The sequence below is a fragment of the Streptomyces sp. XD-27 genome, assembly GCF_030553055.1.
GTDB lineage: Bacteria > Actinomycetota > Actinomycetes > Streptomycetales > Streptomycetaceae > Streptomyces.
In genome coordinates, this window is sequence record NZ_CP130713.1 from 2,389,622 (window position 1) to 2,410,630 (window position 21,009).

Here is a 21,009-nt window from a genome sequence, read left to right on the forward strand (position 1 = left end):
ATGAGTGACAGCACGACACCGGGTGGCGGGAAGGTGCCGGGCCGGTCGCGGCGCCGGTTCCCCGGTATCTCGTCGCGCGCGTACGAACACCCGGCGGATCGCTCGGCGTTGGTGGCGCTGCGCAAGCTGAGCGGGTTCGACACCGTCTTCAAGGCGCTCAGCGGGCTGCTGCCCGAGCGCAGTCTGCGGCTGCTGTACCTGTCGGACTCGGTGCGGGTGAGCGACCGGCAGTTCGCGCATCTGCACGAGATGCTGCGGGACGCCTGCTACATCCTGGACCTGGAGCGGGTCCCTGCGATGTACGTCACCCAGGACCCGCAGCCGACCGCGATGTGCGTCGGCCTGGACGAGCCGATCATCGTGCTGTCCACGGGGCTCGTCGAGCTGCTGGACGAGGAGGAGATGCGCGCGGTGATCGGCCATGAGGTCGGCCACGCGCTGTCCGGGCACTCCGTCTACCGCACGGTGCTGCTGTTCCTGACCAACTTCGCGCTGAAGGTCGCCTGGATCCCGCTGGGCAACGTCGCGGTGATGGCGATCGTGACGACGCTGCGCGAGTGGTTCCGCAAGTCGGAGCTGTCCGCCGACCGGGCCGGGCTGCTGGTCGGGCAGGACCTCCAGGCGTCGATGCGCGGCCTGATGAAGCTGGCGGGCGGCCACCATCTGCACGAGATGAACGTGGACGCGTTCCTGGAGCAGGCCGACGAGTACGAGCGCGCCGGGGACCTGCGGGACTCCGTCTTGAAGATCATGAACGTGCTGCCGCGCAGCCACCCGTTCACCACGGTGCGCGCCGCCGAGCTGCGGAAATGGGCGGCCGGGCGCGACTACCAACGGATCATGGACGGCCACTATCCGCGGCGCGCGGACGACCCGGACACCTCGGTGTCGGAGTCGTTCAAGGAGTCCGCGTCGCACTACGCCACGACGGTGCGCGGCAGCAAGGACCCGCTGATGGCGTTCGTACGGGATGTCGCGGGCGGGGCGGGGGACCTGGGCGGCCGGCTGCGGGACAGGTTCACCGGAGGCGGGCGCGGCACGAATCCGCCGGGGGCGGGCCCCCGGCCCGGGGAGACCTCGTCCACGGGCACGCCGCCCGAGGATGCCCCGAGCGACGGCACCACCGACGACACCCCGCCCAAGGGCGGCACCGAGGCGCCCTGAGGCGCTGACTCGGCCCTGAGCGCCGGTTCGCGGCCGAGCCGCCTACGCGGCCTATTCGGCCTTTTCGGACGGGCTCGGCTGGGCGTCCGGGGCCAGTACGCCGCAGACCGCGGCGGTCCGCGGGCCGGAGGCGTACGGGTCGGTGGCCGCCGGGCCGTCGCCCTTCACGCTCTGCCCCGCCAGCAGCGGCCGCAGGTAGCCGGCCGCGTCGGCCGCGCACGCCTGCGGACCGGCCCGCACGGCGCTGTCCACCAGCGCCACGCGGTGATTGCGCAGGTCGTCGCGGTCGAGGTGGAAGCGCACCTCGCGCCGGACGGTGAACAGCGAGGTCTCGTCCGCGCCCTTCTCACCGGCCGCCCGCACCGCGTACACGTACGTGTGGTCGGCGGTGACCTCCAGCGTGCCGGAGGTGCGCTCCACGACGTCGAGCGTGCCGCGCACCCGTACCGGTTCGTCGACGAGCGCGACCCGAGCGGGGTCGAAGCGGACCAGCCAGCCGGTGGCCAGGTGCCGGCCGTCCGGGGCCGGGCGGCCGAGGCTGCGGTCGAACTGGTCGAACTGCCCCGGGTCGAGCAGCAGCCGAACCCGCCTGGTGTCGTCACCGGTCAGCACCGCGCGGTCGATGCCCGAGGCGACGAGATAGTCCTTCGCGGTGGTGAGCGCGGACATCACCTGGCTCTCGGAGAAGTTCTCGGTGCGCCGGGCGTCGGGCAGGGTGACGCCGTCGCCGCCGGTGCCGTACGCCGCCGCCGGGCTGTGCCGCAAGAGGTCCGCGGCCTGCCCGCCCGGAACCGGGCCGGTCGGGGCGAGCGGGACCACCGTGCTGCGCAGCGGCTCGGCGACGGGCTGCGGGGGCTGCTGGTACGGGTGCTGGATGCCCATGTAGACGGCGGCCGCGAAGGCGAAGGCGATCAGCGCGACGAGGACGACAGCCTGCCGGGAGGGGCTGCTGCGCGACCAGGCGTGGCGGCTGCGGACCGCGGGCGCGTGGTCCCCCATCCGCTCCTGCGCCGAGAACTCCTGGAGGCGGGCAGCCCGCACGAACGATTCGTCGAAGACGACGGATCGGAGCTCGTCGTCACCACCTCCCGGGACGCCCTCCGGGGTCCCCTCGGGTGGGTCTCCAGGCCGGGCCATACCTCAAGGGTAGGTCGGGAAGGGCATCGGTAAACGCGGAGATGCGCGACGGATGCCGACGGTCCGGGAGGTGTTCACGGGGTTACGGGGCGCCGGAGGCGGCCGTGGCGCGGGAGGCCGCCGGGGAACCGGCCGGGGCGGCGGGCAGGGGGCTCTCGCGGTCCCCGTCGCGGCCGCTGTCCACGCCGGTGGTCGCGGGCGGCGGGGCGGGGTCCTGGCGGCCGCCGGAGGCACCGCGGTAGACCGCGGTGAAGGCGAGCGCCACCACGCCTATGCCCATCAGGACGGCGAGCAGCCAGGCGACCGGGCGGTGCCAGCGGACGTGGCCCCGGTAGGGGCGCCCGGCGCTGCCGTAGCGGCCGTAGGGGCCGAAGTCGTGGTCCCGGGCGAGGCCGAACCGCTCGTCCACGTCGCGGTCGTCCTCCGGGTCGTACCCGAACTCGCCGTCCGGGCCGTACCCGTCGTCGTAGAACTCGTCCTCGGCGGCGCCGTGGCGCCGACGCGATGCCTCCGCGTCGGCGCGCGCCTGGGCGGCGGCCAGCATCCGCTCGGTGGCGGTCGGCTCGTGGATCTCGGCCGACCGCACGAACTCCTCGTCGAACACCACGGCGGCGAAGGCGTCCTCCGCGTCCCCGTGGCTGCGCTCGTCGGGCTCGTCGCCGTCCGGGAACGGCCTGCCCCCCACGTCGTCCGGCACCCCATCAGCGTAGACCGGAGCGGTGGATTTGGGCAGGGCGGAAGGGAACCCGGCGGCCGTCAGCGGGTGTGGCCGTCGCCGGTGACGATGTACTTGGTGGAGGTCAGCTCGGGCAGCCCCATCGGGCCGCGGGCGTGCAGCTTCTGGGTCGAGATGCCGATCTCCGCGCCGAAGCCGAACTGGCCGCCGTCGGTGAACCGCGTCGAGGCGTTCACGGCCACCGTGGTGGAGTCCACCAACTGGGTGAACCGGCGGGCCGCGGCCTGCGAGCCGGTGACGATCGCCTCGGTGTGACCGGAGGACCACAGCCGGATGTGAGCCACGGCCGCGTCCAGCGACTCCACGACCGCCGCCGCGATGTCGTAGCTGAGGTACTCGGTCTCCCAGTCCTCGACCGCGGCCGGGACAACGGTGGCCTTGGAGCCCTCGGCCAGCGCCAGCACCCGCTCGTCGCCGTGCACGGTCACCCCCGCCTGCGCCAGCGCCTGGAGCGCGCGCGGCAGGAACCGGTCGGCGATGTCCTGGTGCACCAGCAGCGTCTCCGCCGCGTTGCACACGCTCGGCCGCTGCGCCTTGGAGTTGACCAGGATGTCGACGGCCATGTCGAGGTCGGCGTCCGCGTCCACGTACACATGGCAGTTCCCGGTGCCGGTCTCGATGACCGGAACGGTGGACTCCTCCACGACGGTACGGATGAGCGAGGCGCCGCCACGCGGGATCAGCACGTCGACCAGGCCGCGGGCACGCATCAGCTCGCGCACCGAGTCGCGGCTCTCGCCGGGCACCAACTGCACGGCGTCGGCGGGCAGTCCGGCTCCGCCGACGGCGTCACGGATCACCGTCACCAGCGCACTGTTGGAGGCGTACGCGGACGACGAGCCGCGCAGCAGCACGGCGTTGCCGGACTTCAGGCAGAGCGCGGCGGCGTCCACGGTCACGTTGGGCCGGGCCTCGTAGATGATGCCGACGACGCCGAGAGGGACCCGGACCTGGCGCAGGTCGATGCCGTTGGGCAGGGTGGAGCCGCGCACCACCTCGCCGACCGGGTCGGGCAGCGCGACCACGTGGCGCACGTCCGCGGCGATGGCCCGCACCCGCTCGGGGGTGAGGGTGAGCCGGTCGATGATCGCCTCGCTGGTGCCTGCGGCGCGGGCCCGCTCCACGTCGGTGCCGTTGGCCTCGACGATCTCCTTGGTGCGCACCTCCAGCGCGTCGGCGATGGCCAGCAGCGCGTCGTCCTTGGCGGCGCGCGGCAGCGGGGCCAGGTCGGTGGCGGCGGCGCGGGCCCGGTAGGCGGCCTGGAGGACCGGAGACTTGGGCCAGGGGTTGGCCAGAGGCGAGGTCGGTGCGCTGGTCATGTCAGCAGCCTACTGAGCCCGTGGCGCAGTGCCGCCCGGTATTCCGCGTTTCGAGACACGCCGACCGGTATACGGAAACACCCTGCCGGCATGCGGAAGGAATGCGCGCGGTCGGGCGGCTGTCAGAAGGGGTGGGCTCCGACCGGAGACGCGGGCGCCGGGCCGTACCCCTCAGCTATCCGCTGGTGGTACGTCTCCCGGTCGATGACCTCGAGACCGACGATCTCCCACGGCGGCAGGTTCGCGGTGGACCGGTGCTCGCCCCACAGCCGCAGCGCGACCGCGGCCGCGTCGTGCAGGTCGCGCGCCTCCTCCCAGTAGCGGATCTCCGCGTGGTCGCCGGCGTACCGGCTGGTCAGCAGGAACGGGTGGTCGTGGGCCAGTCGCTCCAGCGCCCGCCTGACCTCCGCGAGCGGCGCCTCGGGCCCGGACAGGCTGAGCGTGACGTGCCACAGCCGGGAGACCTCGCGGCGCACGCCGCCGGCGTCGTCGCCCGTCCCGACGCTGGTCAGTGTGGGCTCCCCCGCCCCGGTCCTGCGGACACGGGAGGTCCCCCCGGCCCGGGGCAGCGCCTCTGGACGCCCTCGTCTCACCGGCGGCCTCCTGATCACGTGGTGCCTCTGCCACGGCGGAGCCGCCGCACGTGCGGCACCGCCGCAACAAAGTTGACCAGCCCGCGGGCGGCCGCGGGGCGGTTTTCCGGAAGGTCTTCCGGCAAAGACCTGCGGCGGCGTGCGGGAATCGCGGGACTTGTGGGTTTTCTCTGGCGACGGTGACGAATCGGTGACGCCCGTCCGTACGGTCAGTGGCGCGGCGCGGCCGCCGGTGGTGCGGCGGCAACGGTCCGTGGGCGGCACTACCCTCAGTGGTGCAGCACGACCAGATCGTCGCGGTGCACGATCTCGCGCTCGTAGGCCGAGCCGAGCTCGCGCGCCAGGTCGCGGGTGGACCGGCCGAGCAGCCGGGGGATCTCCTTCGCGTCGAAGTTGACCAGCCCGCGCGCGACGGCCCGTCCGGCGGTGTCCCGCAGCTCCACGGGGTCGCCCGCCGTGAAATCGCCCTCGACGGCGGCGATGCCCGCCGGGAGCAGCGAGCTGCGCCGCTCGACCACGGCGTGCACCGCGCCGTCGTCCAGCACGAGCGCGCCCTGGGGGGCGGAGGCGTGCGCGAGCCACAGGAGGCGGTCGCGGGAGCGGCGGCCGGTGCGGTGGAAGTACGTACCGGTGTCGCGGCCCTGGAGGGCGTCGGCGGCGTGGCGGGCGGCGGTGAGGACGACGGGGATGCCCGCGGCCGCGGCGATCCGGGCCGCCTCGACCTTGGTGACCATGCCCCCGGTGCCGACCCCGGCCCGGCCGACGCTGCCGATCGACACGCCGTCGAGGTCCGCCGGTCCCCGCACCGCGGTGATCCGGGAGGTGCCGGGGGTGCTCGGGTCACCGTCGTAGAGCCCGTCGACGTCCGAGAGCAGCACCAGCAGATCGGCCCTGACCAGGTGGGCGACCAGCGCGGCGAGCCGGTCGTTGTCGCCGAACCGGATCTCGTCGGTGGCGACGGTGTCGTTCTCGTTGACGACCGGCACCGCGCCCATGGCCAGCAGCTGGTCCAGGGTGCGGTAGGCGTTGCGGTAGTGGGCACGGCGGCTGGTGTCGTCCGTGGTCAGCAGCACCTGCCCGACACGGCGGCCGTACCGGGCGAAGGAGGCGGTGTAGCGGGCGACCAGCAGCCCCTGGCCGACACTGGCGGCCGCCTGCTGGCGGGCGAGGTCGCGGGGGCGCCGCTCCAGGCCCAGCGGGGCCAGTCCGGCGGCGATGGCGCCGGAGGAGACCAGCACGATCTCCTTGTCGCCTCCATCGAGCACCTTGGCCAGGACATCGACCAGGGCGTCGACCCGGTCCGCGTCCAGGCCACCCGCCGCGGTGGTGAGCGAGGACGAACCGACCTTGACCACGATCCGGCGGGCCGCGGTCACCTCGTCCCGTGCCTCCCCCAGACTCCCGTCCTGCGCTGCCACGCCCGTTTCCCCTGCTCTCACTGCCGTCGCCTGTGCGGTTCGTACGCGTCTCGTGCCGTCGTGTGAAATGTACGTCAGTCGTGCGGGCCTTCGCCGCGGCATTCCGACCCGCGGAACTCCGGTACCCTTTTGATCCGGTACGGCGTGATTGGCGTCACCGCAGATTGTCACCGGGCCGCGCGGCGTCATACGGTCGGTGGTCGGCCCGTTCCATAACACCGGGCGTCTCTCAGGCGTCTGTCCGTGGAACAGGTGGCCAACCCCCACACCGCAGACCCCTCAATCCGTCGCATCTCCTGCCAGGAGCCCACCCCGTGCCCTCTGCCGGAACCTCCTCCCGCCGAGCCGTACAGCTGGCGGCACTACTCGCGATGGTGGTGTTCTTCACCACTCAGCTCGTCGGTGCCGTCCTGCCCAACGTGCCGCTCCTCGTGGCCGCCTCGGCGGGTGGCCTCGCGCTCGACCTCTATCTCCAGCACCAGCAGCCCGGCCTGCTCTCACTGCTGAGCAAGATCCGCTTCGATGTCGTGGTGCGGCAGTTGTTCCGCGACATGTTCATCGTGGTCGGGCTGCTGCGCATAGACGGCATCGACCCGCTGCACGAGCACGCGCCGCTCACCATCGGCCTGCTGCTCTTCTACGTGATGCACTTCGCCTGCCAGGCCGCCGGGGTGCTGGTCCGGCGCACCCGCCAGCTGCCGTTCGTGACCCGCAACATCGACGCGTCCGCGCTGCGGCTGTGCGACGCACCACCGCGGTTCTTCGCCCGCCAGCACGGCCGCCGGATGCTGCGCCTGGCCGTCCCGGTCACCGGCGGTCTGCTGGTCAGCGCGGTCACCGAGAGCGGCTGGTGGGGCGGCGTGGGCATCGGCATCGCCCTGGCCGTCGTCACCGCCGGAACGCTCCACCTGGCCACCTGGCTGCTGCCGCGCAAGCGCGTGGTCAACGAGCAGAAGGCGCTGGAGTGGCTGGACAAGTGGCTGGCGGAGTACCAGCCGACCGTGGGGATGTACTTCTCGGGCGGCACCTCGTCCGCGTACCAGGCGAACATGTGGCTCTCCACGCTCGCCGCGCTGGACGGCAACCCGATCATCGTGCTCCGTGAGCGCTTCATGGTGCAGAAGATCGACGCGACGGACATCCCGATCGTGTGCATCCCGAAGGTCGCCAACCTGATGCGGCTGGAGCACTCGACGCTGAAGGTGCTGCTGCACCCGGCCAACTCCGGCAAGACCTCGCAGGTCCTGCGCATCCCGTCGATCAAGCACGCGTTCACCAACCACGGCGAGAGCGACAAGCTCTCCAGCTGCAACCCGTACGCCAAGGCGTACGACGAGGTGTGGGTGGCCGGTCCCGCCGCGCGCGACCGCTACCAGCTCGCCGACATCGGCGTCGACGACCGCGACGTGGTGGAGGTGGGCCGCCCGCAGCTGGCGCCCATCCGCCCGTACTCCGGCGCGCCGACCGCGCAGTTCATGGACGTGCTGTACGCCCCCACCTGGGAGGGCTGGGACGGCAACCCGGGCAACACCTCGGTCATGCTCGCGGGCGAGAACATCGTGCGGGCCCTGCTGGCCGACCCGGCGGTACGGCTGATCTACAAGCCGCACCCGATGACCGGCTCCGTCGTGCCGGCGGCCGGTGCCGCCAACCAGCGCATCATGGCGATGATCGCCGAGGCGAACAGCAAGCGCAGCGGCGCCCGGCCGGGCCCGGAGGCGGCGGCCGAACTGGCCCGCCGTACCGAGGAGCTCAACGCCCTCACCACCAGCTCCTTCCGGGCCAGCGCGGACGAGATCGAGCGGATGCGGCTGCAGGGCGCGCCGGAGCCGGGCCGCGCCGAGCGGGTCGAGCAGGCGACGGCCGCCTGGGAGGCCGCCTTCTGGGCGTCGCTGCCGGAGTGGGAGCACCAGATCGTCACCGGCCCGCGCCCGGCGATCTTCAACTGCTTCAACCAGGCCGACCTGCTGATCAGCGATGTGTCGAGCGTCGTCACGGACTACCTGAGCAGCGAGAAGCCGTACGCCGTGGCGAACACGAGCGGGATGTCGGAGGAGGAGTTCAGGTCCGGCTTCCCGACGGTGCGCGCGGCCACGATCCTCACCCCGGACGCGTCGGCCGTCCCGGAGCTCCTGGCGGCGGTCCGCCACCCCGAGCAGGACACGCTCGCCGGTGCCCGCGCGGAGCTCAAGGAGCACCTCCTCGGCCCGTCCGACCCGCCGTCGCTGGTGCGCTTCAACCGGGCCGCGATGGACCTGTGCGCGGCGGCGGAGCAGCGGCAGGCGCGGATGGAGACCCGTCTGGCCGCGGAGCTGCCGTCGCAGCGTGAGGCGTTCGACGCGGCGGAGGAGATGGAGCAGGAGTCGGGTGCGGAGGAGTCGGTGACGGCGTAGGTCCCGTCCCCGGGGCTCCGCCCCGACCCAGGATGTGGGAAGGCCCCCGGACATCGTCCGGGGGCCTTCCCACATCTCAGAACGGGCGGAACTCGTCGTACTCGCGGTCCGCGTCGTCGCGCTCCGCGTCCCGGTCCCGGCGGCGCTGCGCCGCGGGCCGCGGGGCCTCGAGGCGGTGGTCCTCGCCACGTCGGCCGAGCATCTCGGCGCCGGCCGCCATGGTCGGCTCCCAGTCGAAGACGACCGCGTCGTCCTCGGCTCCGATCGCCACACCGTCGCCGGCCCGGGCGCCGGCCTTCATCAGCTCGTCCTCGACACCGAGGCGGTTGAGCCGGTCGGCCAGGTAGCCCACGGCCTCGTCGTTGTTGAAGTCGGTCTGCCGCACCCAGCGCTCCGGCTTCTCGCCGCGCACCCGGTACAGGCCATCCTCCTCGCGCGTCACCGTGAAGCCCGCGTCGTCGACGGCCTTGGGCCGGATGACGATCCGGGTCGCCTCTTCCTTCGGCTTGGCCGCCCGCGCCTCGGCCACGACCTTGGCGAGCGCGAACGACAGCTCCTTGAGCCCTGTACGGGCGACGGCCGAGACCTCGAAGATCTGGTATCCGCGGGCCGCCAGCTCCGGCCGGATGATGTCGGCGAGGTCCTTGCCGTCGGGGATGTCGACCTTGTTGAGGACGACGATCCGCGGCCGGTCGTCCAGGCCGCCGTACTCCGCCAGCTCCGCCTCGATGACGTCCAGGTCGGACAGCGGGTCGCGCTCGGACTCCAGCGTCGCCGTGTCCAGGACGTGGACCAGCACCGAGCAGCGCTCGACATGGCGGAGGAACTCCAGGCCCAGGCCCCTGCCCTGGCTGGCGCCGGGGATGAGGCCGGGCACGTCGGCGATCGTGTAGACCGTGGAACCGGCCGTGACGACGCCGAGGTTGGGGACGAGCGTGGTGAACGGGTAGTCGGCGATCTTCGGCCTGGCGGCCGAGAGCACCGAGATCAGCGACGACTTGCCGGCGCTGGGGTAGCCCACGAGGGCCACGTCCGCGACGGTCTTCAGCTCCAGCACGATGTCCCCGGCCTGGCCGGGCTCGCCCAGCAGCGCGAAACCGGGGGCCTTGCGGCGGGCGGAGGCGAGGGCCGCGTTGCCCAGCCCGCCCCGGCCGCCCTGGGCGGCGACGTAGGTGGTGCCCTGGCCGATCAGGTCGGCGAGCACGTTGCCCTGCTTGTCCTGGACGACGGTGCCGTCCGGGACGGGCAGCACCAGGTCCGTACCGTCCTTGCCGGAGCGGTTGCCGCCCTCGCCGGGCTTGCCGTTGGTGGCCTTGCGGTGCGGACTGTGGTGGTAGTCGAGGAGGGTGGTGACGGACTGGTCGACGACCAGGATCACGTCACCGCCGCGGCCGCCGTTGCCGCCGTCGGGGCCGCCGAGCGGCTTGAACTTCTCACGGTGAACGGAGGCGCAGCCGTGGCCTCCGTTACCCGCGGCGACATGCAGCTCGACGCGGTCCACGAAGGTGGTCATTGCTGGAGCCTCCAGTACATCCGGGATTGTCTTAGTACCTAACACGCAGAGGGCGGACCTGCTTCCCGTATTCACGGGAAGGAAGGTCCGCCCTCTGAAATCGCTCTACGGAGCCGAGCTCTCGCGAATGATCGCGATGACTAGGCGACCGGAACGATGTTCACGACCTTGCGGCCACGGTGGGTGCCGAACTGCACCGCACCGGCGGCCAGCGCGAACAGCGTGTCGTCGCCGCCACGGCCGACGCCCGTGCCCGGGTGGAAGTGGGTGCCGCGCTGGCGGACCAGGATCTCACCGGCGTTGACGACCTGGCCGCCGAAGCGCTTGACGCCGAGCCGCTGAGCGTTGGAGTCGCGACCGTTCCGAGTGGACGATGCGCCCTTCTTGTGTGCCATCTCTCCTCAGTCCCTTACTTCGCAGCCGCGTCGATCTTGGTGATCTTCAGCGCAGTGTGCAGCTGACGGTGACCGATCCGCTTGCGGTAGCCGGTCTTGTTCTTGTACTTCAGGATGTCGATCTTGGCACCCTTGTGGTGGTCCACAACCTCGGCGTGGACCTTCACACCGGCCAGGACCCACGGGTCGCTGGTGACCGAGTCGCCGTCGACGACGAGCAGGGTCGAGAGCTCGACGGTGTCGCCGACCTTGCTGGTGGAAATACGGTCAACCTCAATGACGTCGCCAACGGCCACCTTCTGCTGGCGGCCGCCGGTGCGCACGATCGCGTACACGCGGAACTCTCTCTCGCTCGGAACGGATACCTCTGATGCCAGCCGCTCACAGGACCGCGAGGTCCGATTCATCCGTGAGGACGAGCGGCCTCTCCCGAAGAATCGGGAGGGATTTGCTCAGGGGTGTGGCGTACAGACGCCGACGGTCAAGATTACGGGGCTGCGGTCAGGGGGTCAAACCGGCCCCCTTGCCGCGGGGCTGCCGGGCCGCTCGCCGCGGGGCCACTCCGCGCCGCAGGCCCCGCCGCGCCGCGCCGGACGCATGTAGCCCGCCCCGGCAGGGTGCCGGGGCGGGCTCCGTGGCGTGACGCGGTCAGTCCTCCGCGGGGGCCGCGGCCGCCGCGGTCTTCTTGGCGGCCGACTTCTTCGCGGTCGACTTCTTCGTCGCCGTCTTCTTGGCCGTCGCCTTCTTGGCCACGGTCTTCTTCGCCGTGGTCTTCTTGGCGGCGGCCTTCTTCGCCGGGGCCTTCTTGGCGGCCTTGCGGGCCGTCTTCTTGGCCGGGGCCGCGGCCTCCGGCTCGGCCTCCGCGGCGGCCTCCGGCTCGGGCGCGCTCACCGGCTCCGGCTCCGCCGTCGGCGCCGTGCCGACGACCACCACCGCGGCCTCCTCGGCCCCCGTCGGCGAGCCCGCCGGGGCCGTGGCCTTACGGGTCACCCGGCGCCGGGCACGCGGGGCGGGCTCGGCCGCCGGGGCCTCGGCCTCAGCCGGGGCCGCGGCCGCAGGAGCCTCGGCCGGGGCCTCCTCGGGCGCCTGGCCGTCGGGCAGCGGAGCCTTCGGCTCCTCCGCCGGGACCACGACGACCGGCTCCGGCTGCGCGGCCGCCTTCGGCGAGCCCGCGGGGGCGGAGACCTTGCGGGTCGCCCGGCGGCGCGTACGGCCACGGGTGGCGGCCGCCTCCGCTTCCGCCGCGCTGCTGTACAGCTCCTCGTCCGGGGCGAACGCCGGCTCGGGCAGCGCCTTGGGCTCCGCCACCTCGGCGGCCACCTCCGCCGCCGTCTCCGCCGCGACCTCCACCGCCTCCGCGGCGGTCTCGGTCACGGCCTCCACGACCTGCTCGGCCTCGGCCTGCCGCTCGCCGCCCCGCTTCTTCTTGCGCTTGCCGCCACCGCCGACCGCCGAAGGCTGGTCCATGTGGACGATCACGCCGCGGCCGTTGCAGTGCACACACGACTCGGAGAAGGACTCCAGCAGCCCCTGGCCGACCCGCTTGCGGGTCATCTGGACCAGGCCCAGCGAGGTGACCTCGGCCACCTGGTGCTTCGTACGGTCCCGGCCCAGGCACTCCAGCAGCCGCCGCAGCACCAGGTCCCGGTTGGACTCCAGCACCATGTCGATGAAGTCGATCACGATGATGCCGCCGAGGTCGCGCAGCCGCAGCTGGCGCACGATCTCCTCGGCCGCCTCCAGGTTGTTCCTGGTGACCGTCTCCTCCAGGTTGCCGCCCTGGCCGGTGAACTTGCCGGTGTTGACGTCGACCACGACCATCGCCTCGGTCCGGTCGATGACGAGCGAGCCGCCGCTGGGCAGCCAGACCTTGCGGTCCAGCGCCTTCATCAGCTGCTCGTCGATCCGGTACGTGGCGAAGACGTCGACGTCCGAGGTCCACCGCTGCAGGCGGTCGGCGAGGTCCGGCGCGACGTGCGAGACGTACCCGTGGATGGTCTCCCACGCGTCGTCACCGCTCACGATGACCTTGGAGAAGTCCTCGTTGAAGATGTCGCGGACGACCCGGACGGTCATGTCCGGCTCGCCGTACAGCAGCGTCGGGGCGCCGCCGTTCTTCGCCTTCTTCTGGATCTCCTCCCACTGCGCCTGCAGCCGGCTGACGTCGCGGGCCAGCTCCTCCTCGCTCGCGCCCTCGGCGGCGGTGCGGACGATGACGCCCGCGTCCTCGGGGACGATCTTCTTGAGGATCTGCTTCAGGCGCGCCCGCTCGGTGTCCGGCAGCTTGCGGCTGATGCCGGTCATCGAGCCCTCGGGCACGTACACCAGGTAGCGGCCGGGGAGGGAGACCTGGCTGGTGAGCCGGGCGCCCTTGTGGCCGATCGGGTCCTTGGTGACCTGGACCAGGACGGACTGCCCGGACTTCAGGGCGGTCTCGATCCGCCGCGGCCCGTTGGCGAGCCCCAGCGCCTCGAAGTTCACCTCGCCCGCGTACAGCACGGCGTTGCGGCCCTTGCCGATGTCGACGAACGCGGCCTCCATCGACGGCAGCACGTTCTGGACCTTGCCCAGATAGACGTTGCCGACGTAAGAGGTCGCCTGCTCCTTGTTGACGAAGTGCTCGACGAGGACGTTGTCCTCCAGCACGCCGATCTGGGTGCGCTCGCCGCTCTGGCGTACGACCATCACCCGCTCGACGGCCTCCCGGCGGGCCAGGAACTCCGCCTCGGTGATGATCGGCACCCGGCGGCGGCCCTGCTCGCGGCCCTCCCGGCGGCGCTGCTTCTTCGCCTCCAGACGGGTCGAGCCCTTGATCGACTGGACCTCGTCGGACGGCTCGGGCTTCGGCCGTGGCTCGCGGACCTTGACGACCGTACGGACGCCCTCCTCCTCGGCGGCCTCGGCCTCCACCGCCTCACCGCTGCGACGGCGACGGCGACGGCGGCGACGGCTGCTGCTGGAGCCGGCCCCGGCGGCGGCCTCCTCCTCGCCGGCCTCCTCGGCCTCGGGCTCGCCGCCCTCGGCGGCCTCCTCGGCCTCTTCCTCGGCGGCGTACCCCTCGCCCTCGGCCTCGGCGGCCTCGCCACGACGGCGGCGGCGGCCACCACGGCGACGACGGCGCGACGGGCGCTCGCCCGCCTCCTCGTCCCCGTGCTCGGCCTCGGCGGCCTCCTCGGCCTCCTCCTCGACGGGCTCGGCGACCTCGGTGGTCTCCTCGGCCTCGACATGGTCCTCGACCGGCTCACCGCGGCGGCGGCGACGGCGACGGCCACCTGTCGCGGCGGGCCGCAGCTGCTCCTCGTCCTCCGGCTCCTCAGCGGCCACGTCGGCCGCCTCGGCGGCGGCAGCGGCGGCCGCGGTCTCCGGCGTCTGGAACATCGGCTCGGTGAACACCGGCGCCTGGAACACGGCGCTCGGCGGGCGCACGGCGCGCCGACGGGTCCGGGCCGGGGCCTGCGGCTCGACGGCCTCGGTCTCGCCCTTGGCCTCGGCCTTCTTGGACTCGCCCTTGGCCTTGGCCTTGGCTTCGGCCTTGGCTTCGGCGATACCAGTGGTGCCGGGCGCGGTGGCGGTGACGGCGGTGTCGGCCGGTCCGGCGACCCCGGCCGTAGCGGCGGGCTGGACCGCGGGCTCCTCGGGGGCGGCCGCGGCGGCCTTGCGGGTGGCACGGCGGCGGGTGCGGCGCCCGGCGGCCTCCGGCGCGGCGGTCTCTGCCGCGGGCTCCTCGGCGACCGCGGGCGCGGCCTCGGGTTCGGCCGACGGCTCGGCCGCGGGTGCCTCAGCAGCGGCGGCCTCGGGGGCACCGGCGGGAGCGGTCACCACACGCGTGGCCCGACGGCGGGTACGCGCGGGCTTCGCCTCGGCAACGGGCTCGCTCGGGGCGGCCGCGACGGGCTCGGCGACGGTCTGTGCGGCCTGGGCCGGCTCGGCCTCGTCCGCCGCGCGCGGCGCACCGGCCGGAGCGGTCGCCTTACGGGTGGCACGACGGCGCGTACGGGCAGGCTTCTCCTCGGCGGCGGGCTCGGCCTCGGCCACCGGCTCGGCCGCGGACTCCACCTCGGCCACCGGTTCGACGGCGGCGACGGGCTCGGCGGCCGCGGGCGCACCGGCGGGAGCGGTCGCCTTACGGGTGGCACGACGGCGCGTACGCGCGGGCTTCTCCTCGGCAGCGGGCTCGGCGGCGACCGGCTCGGGCACGGCCGACTCGGACACCGCCGCCTCCGCGGCGACCGGCTCGGCGGCCGCGGGCGCACCGGCCGGGGCCGTCGCCTTACGGGTCGCACGACGGCGCGTACGCGCGGGCTTCTCCTCGGCAGCGGGCTCGGCCGACTCGGCCGCCACCTGCTCCGCGGGCGACACGGCGGCGGCCTCGGCCGCCTCGGTCTCCTCCTCGGCCTCGGCGGCAGGTGCCTCGTCGGCGAGCTGCGCCGTCGGTATGGCCGGGGCCGCGGCCGCGGTCACTTCCGCGGCTTCGTCACGCACCGTGCCGGCCGGCGGACCGGCCGGGCGCGTCGCCGCCCGGCGGCGACGGCGCGGCGGCAGGGTGTCACTGGGGCTGTTGTTCTCAGTTCCGGCGGCGGGGGCGGCAGCGCTCGGCGCGGCCTGCTCCTGCGTTTCCGTCCGGTCCTGAGTCTCGTTGGGCTCAGTTGGTTCGAGCATGCGGGCGGTTCTCCCGTCACGCTCCCGGGCGCCGCGTCCGGTTCCGGTCGGGCACCGCGTGATGAGTGCGGTACCGCCGTCCGGGGCGCGTGCGCCGCTCGGGAGCTGTTGTCTCGCTCGTCGGCCCCGACTCTGCGGCACCGGCGAAAGTCTCCTGGTCAGTGCGCCTGCCGGACCCGGGTGGCTCCCTGGTGCTTCGGCGGCGCGTCGACGACGGCCCTACGCGGAACCTTCCGGCGCTCCTCCGCGAGTGGGCGGTACGCCCGTCGCGGCGGTCAGGCCGACGGCCATGGCGGCCGGGACTGCCTCGCGGTCGGGTGCGAGCGGGTCGGTCACCGTGCCGGTCTCCTCATCGAGCAGCCCCTGCGCCAGCCTGGTCACCGCTGCGGGGACCGGCGGCGCCAGGTCGGCCGTAGCGCGGAGGCCGGACAGGACGTCGTCGGGTCGCACGGCAGGTGTCACATGCCGTACAACCAGCCGCAGTATCGCACAGGCACCGCCGCCGGGCCTATCGCCCGCGGGGGCCGACGCCTCGAGGCGGGCCACCGCGGCGCGGGTGTCGAAGGTCCGCAACCCGTTTTTCGTGCGGCGCTCGACCTCGACGGTCTCGGCCGCGAGAAACGCGGCGACGGCCTTTTCCGCCTCGGCGGGTTCGACCCCGTCCAGCCGGAGCTCCCAGACGGACGCCTGGAGCCGGTCGGCCAGACCCGACGTGCGGGCCTCCACGGCCTCGGTGATGTCGAGACCGGCGGGCAGCGACTCGTCGAGGAGCGCGCGCAGCGTGTCGGGCTCGCGCGCCTCGGTGAGCTGGATCTCCAGATACTCGGCCTCGCTGCCGGTGCCGGTGGGTGCGGCATTGGCGTACGACACCTTGGGATGCGGGGTGAAGCCGGCCGAGTACGCCATGGGCACCTCGGCACGACGCAACGCCCGCTCGAAGGCGCGCTGGAAGTCGCGGTGGCTGGTGAACCGGAGGCGGCCGCGCTTGGTGTAGCGCAGTCGGATGCGCTGCACCGCCGGAGCGGGTGGCGGGCCTTCGGGCTGTCGCTTGCCCAGTGTCGTTCAGTCCTTCGTGAGTGCCGTCGTACTGCTACCTAGAGTACGTGTCTCCGGCCGGTCGAGTTCCCGCCGGGCTCTGCGGGCCCGAGGCGCCCGTCACCGGGGCGAGCCGAACAGTGCCCTGCGTACCTGCCGCAGCGCCTCCCGTACGGCCCGCGCGACCGGGCGCCACAGGTAGTCGCGGACCGCGGTGAGCACAGGGCGCACCAGGGCGCGCCAGATCCACCCGAGCGGGATCACCACGAGCCGGCGGAACACCGTGCTGACGCAGGTCCACAGGAAGCGGCTGACGTGTCCGGCGATCCGCCAGGCCCAACCGAACACCGCGCCGACGGCACGGACGACCGGTCCCAGGACGTACCGCCACAGCGCGGCGAGCGGCACCACGATCGTGTACCGCACGACGAAGGCGATCACGGTCCAGATACCGCGCAGCACCCAGAGGACGGCATGCCCGATGGGGGTCAGGACGTACCGGTAGAAGGCGGCGGCCGGTACCACGATCAGGTACCGCAGCAGCCAGGCCAGTCCCCTCCCGATGGGGGTGAGCAGCACGCGGTAGAGCCACTGGGCCGGGATGACCAGCAGATAGCGCAGCAACCAGCTGATCGGGATGACCACGAAGGTCACCAGCAGCCAGCGCAGCGCACGGCCGATGGGCCTCAGCACCCAGCGGTACAGGGCCCGGCAGCAGGCGGTGAGGGCGTCCCACAGGAGGCGGATGGGTACGACGATGATCAGCGCCACGATCTGGACGGGCAGCCGGATCGCCTTGGTCAGGCACCCCTCCCCGGGTTCCTGGCGGTGCGGCCTGTGCGGTGTTGCTGTCGTGTACCCGTCCATCCGGGGAAGCGTATCGCCCGCCGAAACAGCGAACGGCCCCGGCCACGGTGATACCGCGACCAGGGCCGTCTCGCGAACTACCGCGCTACTTGACGACCGTCAGCGGCAGCAGCTTCTTGCCGGTGGGGCCGATCTGGATGTGCGTGTCCATCTGCGGGCAGACGCCGCAGTCGAAGCACGGGGTCCAGCGGCAGTCCTCGACCTCGGTCTCGTCCAGCGCGTCCTGCCAGTCCTCCCAGAGCCAGTCCTTGTCCAGACCGGAGTCCAGGTGGTCCCAGGGCAGAACCTCCTCGTAGGTGCGCTCGCGGGTGGTGTACCAGTCGACGTCCAGCCCGAACTCGGGCAGCGTCTTTCCGGCGCACTCCATCCAGCGGTCGTAGGAGAAGTGCTCACGCCAGCCGTCGAAGCGGCCGCCGTCCTCGTAGACGGCGCGGATGACCGCGCCGATCCGCCGGTCGCCGCGCGACAGCAGGCCCTCGACGATGCCCGGCTTGCCGTCGTGGTAGCGGAAGCCGATGGAGCGGCCGTACTTCTTGTCGCCGCGGATCTTGTCCCGCAGCTTCTCCAGCCGGGCGTCGGTCTCCTCCGCGGACAGCTGCGGCGCCCACTGGAACGGGGTGTGCGGCTTGGGGACGAAGCCGCCGATCGACACCGTGCAGCGGATGTCGTTGGACCTGGACACCTCGCGGCCCTTGGCGATGACCTTGATCGCCATGTCGGCGATCTGGAGGACGTCCTCGTCGGTCTCGGTGGGCAGGCCGCACATGAAGTACAGCTTCACCTGCCGCCAGCCGTTGCCGTAGGCGGTGGCCACGGTCCGGATCAGGTCCTCTTCCGAGACCATCTTGTTGATGACCTTGCGGATGCGCTCGGAGCCGCCCTCGGGGGCGAAGGTGAGTCCGGACCGGCGCCCGTTGCGGGTCAGCTCGTTGGCCAGGTCGATGTTGAAGGCGTCGACGCGGGTGGACGGGAGGGACAGGCCGATCTTGTCCTCCTCGTACCGGTCGGCCAGGCCCTTGGCGACGTCGCCGATCTCGCTGTGGTCGGCGGAGGACAGGGAGAGCAGGCCGACCTCCTCGAAGCCGGTCGCCTTGAGGCCCTTGTCGACCATCTCGCCGATGCCGGTGATGCTGCGCTCGCGCACCGGGCGGGTGATCATGCCCGCCTGGCAGAAGCGGCAGCCGCGGGTGCAGCCGCGGAAGATCTCGACGGACATCCGCTCGTGGACGGTCTCCGCGAGCGGGACGAGGGGCTGCTTCGGGTACGGCCACTCGTCGAGGTCCATGACGGTGTGCTTGGACACGCGCCACGGGACGCCGGAGCGGTTCGGCACGACGCGGCCGATGCGGCCGTCGGGCAGGTACTCGACGTCGTAGAAGCCGGGGATGTACACCGAGCCGGTCTTCGCGAGGCGGAGGAGCAGCTCCTCGCGGCCGCCCGGCCTGCCCTCGGCCTTCCAGGCGCGGATGATCTCGGTGATCTCCAGGACGGCCTGCTCGCCGTCGCCGATGACCGCGGCGTCGATGAAGTCCGCGATCGGCTCGGGGTTGAAGGCGGCGTGGCCGCCGGCGAGGACGATCGGGTCGTCGATCGTGCGGTCCGCCGCGTTGAGCGGGATGCCGGCCAGGTCCAGGGCCGTGAGCATGTTGGTGTAGCCGAGCTCGGTGGAGAAGCTCAGGCCGAGGACGTCGAACGCCTTCACGGGCCGGTGGCTGTCCACGGTGAACTGCGGCACGCCGTGCTCGCGCATCAGCGCTTCGAGGTCCGGCCAGACGCTGTAGGTGCGCTCGGCGAGCACGCCCTCGCGCTCGTTGAGGACCTCGTAAAGGATCATGACGCCCTGGTTGGGCAGCCCGACCTCGTACGCGTCGGGGTACATGAGCGCCCAGCGGACGTCGCACTCGTCCCACGGCTTGACCGTGGAGTTGAGCTCACCGCCTACGTACTGGATCGGCTTCTGCACATGCGGGAGCAGGGCCTCAAGCTGTGGGAAGACCGACTCGACAGACATCGGGAGAGTTACCTTCGTGAGCTGGCTGGGGGCACCCCCGTCCGGGAACCGGGGGCGGGTGACCCTCAAGCGTACCCGGCCCGGCGGCATACCCCGCACGGCGAGCAGTTCACCCGCGCAGCGCCTTGCGAAGCTTCGGCGCGGAGGCCGCCTCCCACGCCCCGGGCAGTTCGCGTTCGTCCGCCGCCGCGCGGGACTCCTCGCGTCCGTACATCACCCCGTACGTGAAGGCGCTCTCGCCCGCGGACTGCGCCTGGGCCGCCAGGTCGGTCAGGGCCTCGCGGGCGACGACGCTGTCCTGGTGGTCGCCGAGCAGGTCCTGGAGGTCCTTGCCGTGGCGGGCGAACCGTTTCGCGGGCTTGCCGAGCACGGGGCGGGCGACCTCGGCGGCATACCGGGCGCGTTTGGCCGCCTTGCGGGCGTCGTGGAAGGCCGGGTCGCGATCGGGCCCTGGCGGGGCGTCGAGGGCGGTGGCGATCCGGCCGGCCAGCCGCTCGTACTCGCGCAGCACCGTCTTGCGGATCACCTTCCGCGGCTTCCGGCTCGCGGCGGCCAGCAGCGGCGGGTCGGCGGCCAGCGCGTCGAGGGTGTCGAGCAGGGCCCGGTAGCGGTCGCCGTCCAGGACGGTGGCGATCTGCTGCCGGGAGCCGCTGCGGCGGGTCCGCGACCAGCTCTCGATCCGTTCGGGTACGGGGCCGACGCGCAGCGGGCCCGGCAACTCCGCGAGCCGCTCGGCCAGCCGCGCGGTGAGCACCTCCCGGTCGCGGTCCACGCCCAGTTCCCCGGCGAGCCATTTCAGCTCCTCGCCGATCGGGTCGGTGACGGCCCGGTCCAGGACGGTGCGGTAGGAGCGGAAGGCGCTGCGCAGTCGGCGGGTGGCCACCCGCATCTGGTGGACGGAGTCGGGTGCGTCGAGGCGCACGGCCGGGTCGAGAGCGACGATGGCGGCGATCTGGTGGCGGGCGTAGGCCAGCACGACGTCACCGGCTGTGTCGGGCTCAGCCCGCCTCTGCCCCTGCGGCGCCCGCTTCGTGCCGGGCTCGGTCGTCTCGCTCCCCGACGCCTGCTGCGTACCGGGCGTGCCCGTCTCCTTCCCCGGCGCCTTCGGCACCGCCGTCGCGGCCAGCGCGTGGGCGAGCTTGGAGGCGCTGCCGGCGCGTCGCAGCCCGGCCCCGGTCAGCCGCTCCTCGATCGCGTCGAGGAGCGCGGCGTCGCGGCCCGGCGCCAGCTCCACCTCGATCTCCGACCACAGCACCGGCTCGCCCGCGCCGGGTTCGCCGTCTTCCGGCAGGCGGCTCGCGGTGACCTGGTCGGTCGACACCTCGGCGATCAGCGCGCCGTCGGCGTCCACGAGGTGGGTGACGTCGCGTTCGGACAGCATCCGCACCACCGGGACGAGGCCGGTGCCGCGGGTGCGGGAGCGGACGAGGGCCAGCAGTTCGGGCGGCGGGGTGTCGGACAGTGGTGCGCGGATCTCGTCGCGGGTGTCCGGGCCGACCGGCAGTTTCAGGTGCCATCCGGCGTCGCCGCCTCCGGTGCGGCGGCGCAGCGTGACGCCGTCGGCCGCCAGCCGGTGCGCCGGGGTGTCGTAGTAGGTGGCGTCCAGGGTGGTGACGCCCTGGCCGACCGCGGCCGCGACTCCGGCCACCCCGGTCAGGCCGGGGAGCGCGGCGCCGTCGGTGGCCTCGTACTTCCGCTCGATTTCCCGCACGGTGTCCGCCATGCCTCGAATCTAGTGCGCGTCGCGCCTCCCGGGCAGTCCCCGGGAG

Annotated in this window: 15 protein-coding genes; 2 read left to right on the forward strand and 13 right to left on the reverse strand. The window is 73.0% G+C overall.

Going from position 1 to position 21,009, the window contains the following annotated elements:
* Positions 1-1,164, forward strand: a complete 1,164-nt coding sequence (locus tag Q3Y56_RS10520) for a M48 family metallopeptidase (RefSeq protein WP_304461691.1) — start codon at positions 1-3, stop codon at positions 1,162-1,164.
* 51 nt (positions 1,165-1,215) lie between these two features.
* Here the strand turns inward: Q3Y56_RS10520 and Q3Y56_RS10525 are convergent, their stop codons facing one another.
* The 5 genes from Q3Y56_RS10525 to proB all read right to left on the reverse strand — a co-directional run bounded on the left by Q3Y56_RS10525 (position 1,216) and on the right by proB (position 6,304).
* The gene (locus tag Q3Y56_RS10525) at positions 1,216-2,301 is read right to left on the reverse strand and encodes a hypothetical protein (protein WP_304461692.1); all 1,086 of its coding nucleotides are present in this window, start codon (positions 2,299-2,301) and stop codon (positions 1,216-1,218) included.
* An 82-nt stretch (positions 2,302-2,383) separates the two neighbouring features.
* On the reverse strand, positions 2,384-2,998 hold the full coding sequence (locus Q3Y56_RS10530) for a hypothetical protein (RefSeq protein ID WP_304461693.1): 615 nt from the start codon (positions 2,996-2,998) through the stop codon (positions 2,384-2,386).
* Between the two features lie 59 nt (positions 2,999-3,057).
* Complete coding sequence (locus Q3Y56_RS10535; RefSeq protein WP_304461694.1) at positions 3,058-4,356, reverse strand: glutamate-5-semialdehyde dehydrogenase; 1,299 nt, start codon at positions 4,354-4,356, stop codon at positions 3,058-3,060.
* A gap of 122 nt (positions 4,357-4,478) precedes the next feature.
* Entirely contained in the window at positions 4,479-4,949 is a 471-nt protein-coding gene (locus Q3Y56_RS10540; RefSeq protein ID WP_369696731.1) for a hypothetical protein, read from the reverse strand.
* 269 nt (positions 4,950-5,218) lie between these two features.
* Complete coding sequence (gene proB / locus Q3Y56_RS10545) at positions 5,219-6,304, reverse strand: glutamate 5-kinase (RefSeq protein ID WP_304465543.1); 1,086 nt, start codon at positions 6,302-6,304, stop codon at positions 5,219-5,221.
* 377 nt (positions 6,305-6,681) lie between these two features.
* Here proB and Q3Y56_RS10550 point away from each other — a divergent pair, with 377 nt between their 5' ends.
* Positions 6,682-8,760, forward strand: a complete 2,079-nt coding sequence (locus Q3Y56_RS10550) for a hypothetical protein (RefSeq protein WP_304461695.1) — start codon at positions 6,682-6,684, stop codon at positions 8,758-8,760.
* Between the two features lie 76 nt (positions 8,761-8,836).
* Here Q3Y56_RS10550 and obgE read toward each other — a convergent pair whose 3' ends face one another.
* From obgE to Q3Y56_RS10590, 8 genes are all read right to left on the reverse strand, one after another.
* A complete protein-coding gene (gene obgE, locus Q3Y56_RS10555; RefSeq protein WP_304461696.1) occupies positions 8,837-10,273 on the reverse strand; it encodes a GTPase ObgE in 1,437 nt (478 codons plus the stop codon).
* 140 nt (positions 10,274-10,413) lie between these two features.
* Complete coding sequence (rpmA, locus tag Q3Y56_RS10560; RefSeq protein ID WP_135337820.1) at positions 10,414-10,668, reverse strand: 50S ribosomal protein L27; 255 nt, start codon at positions 10,666-10,668, stop codon at positions 10,414-10,416.
* Between the two features lie 14 nt (positions 10,669-10,682).
* On the reverse strand, positions 10,683-11,003 hold the full coding sequence (gene rplU / locus Q3Y56_RS10565; protein ID WP_304461697.1) for a 50S ribosomal protein L21: 321 nt from the start codon (positions 11,001-11,003) through the stop codon (positions 10,683-10,685).
* 313 nt (positions 11,004-11,316) lie between these two features.
* Complete coding sequence (locus tag Q3Y56_RS10570) at positions 11,317-15,327, reverse strand: Rne/Rng family ribonuclease (RefSeq protein WP_304461698.1); 4,011 nt, start codon at positions 15,325-15,327, stop codon at positions 11,317-11,319.
* 219 nt (positions 15,328-15,546) lie between these two features.
* Entirely contained in the window at positions 15,547-16,341 is a 795-nt protein-coding gene (locus Q3Y56_RS10575) for a TIGR03936 family radical SAM-associated protein (RefSeq protein ID WP_304461699.1), read from the reverse strand.
* A gap of 141 nt (positions 16,342-16,482) precedes the next feature.
* Positions 16,483-17,229 carry a hypothetical protein gene (locus Q3Y56_RS10580; RefSeq protein WP_304461700.1) on the reverse strand — a complete coding sequence of 249 codons (747 nt, stop codon included), beginning with the start codon at positions 17,227-17,229 and terminating at the stop codon, positions 16,483-16,485.
* A gap of 85 nt (positions 17,230-17,314) precedes the next feature.
* On the reverse strand, positions 17,315-19,240 hold the full coding sequence (locus Q3Y56_RS10585) for a TIGR03960 family B12-binding radical SAM protein (protein WP_304461701.1): 1,926 nt from the start codon (positions 19,238-19,240) through the stop codon (positions 17,315-17,317).
* Positions 19,241-19,349: 109 nt separating this feature from the next.
* Complete coding sequence (locus tag Q3Y56_RS10590) at positions 19,350-20,963, reverse strand: CYTH and CHAD domain-containing protein (protein ID WP_304461702.1); 1,614 nt, start codon at positions 20,961-20,963, stop codon at positions 19,350-19,352.
* Positions 20,964-21,009 lie beyond the last annotated feature (46 nt).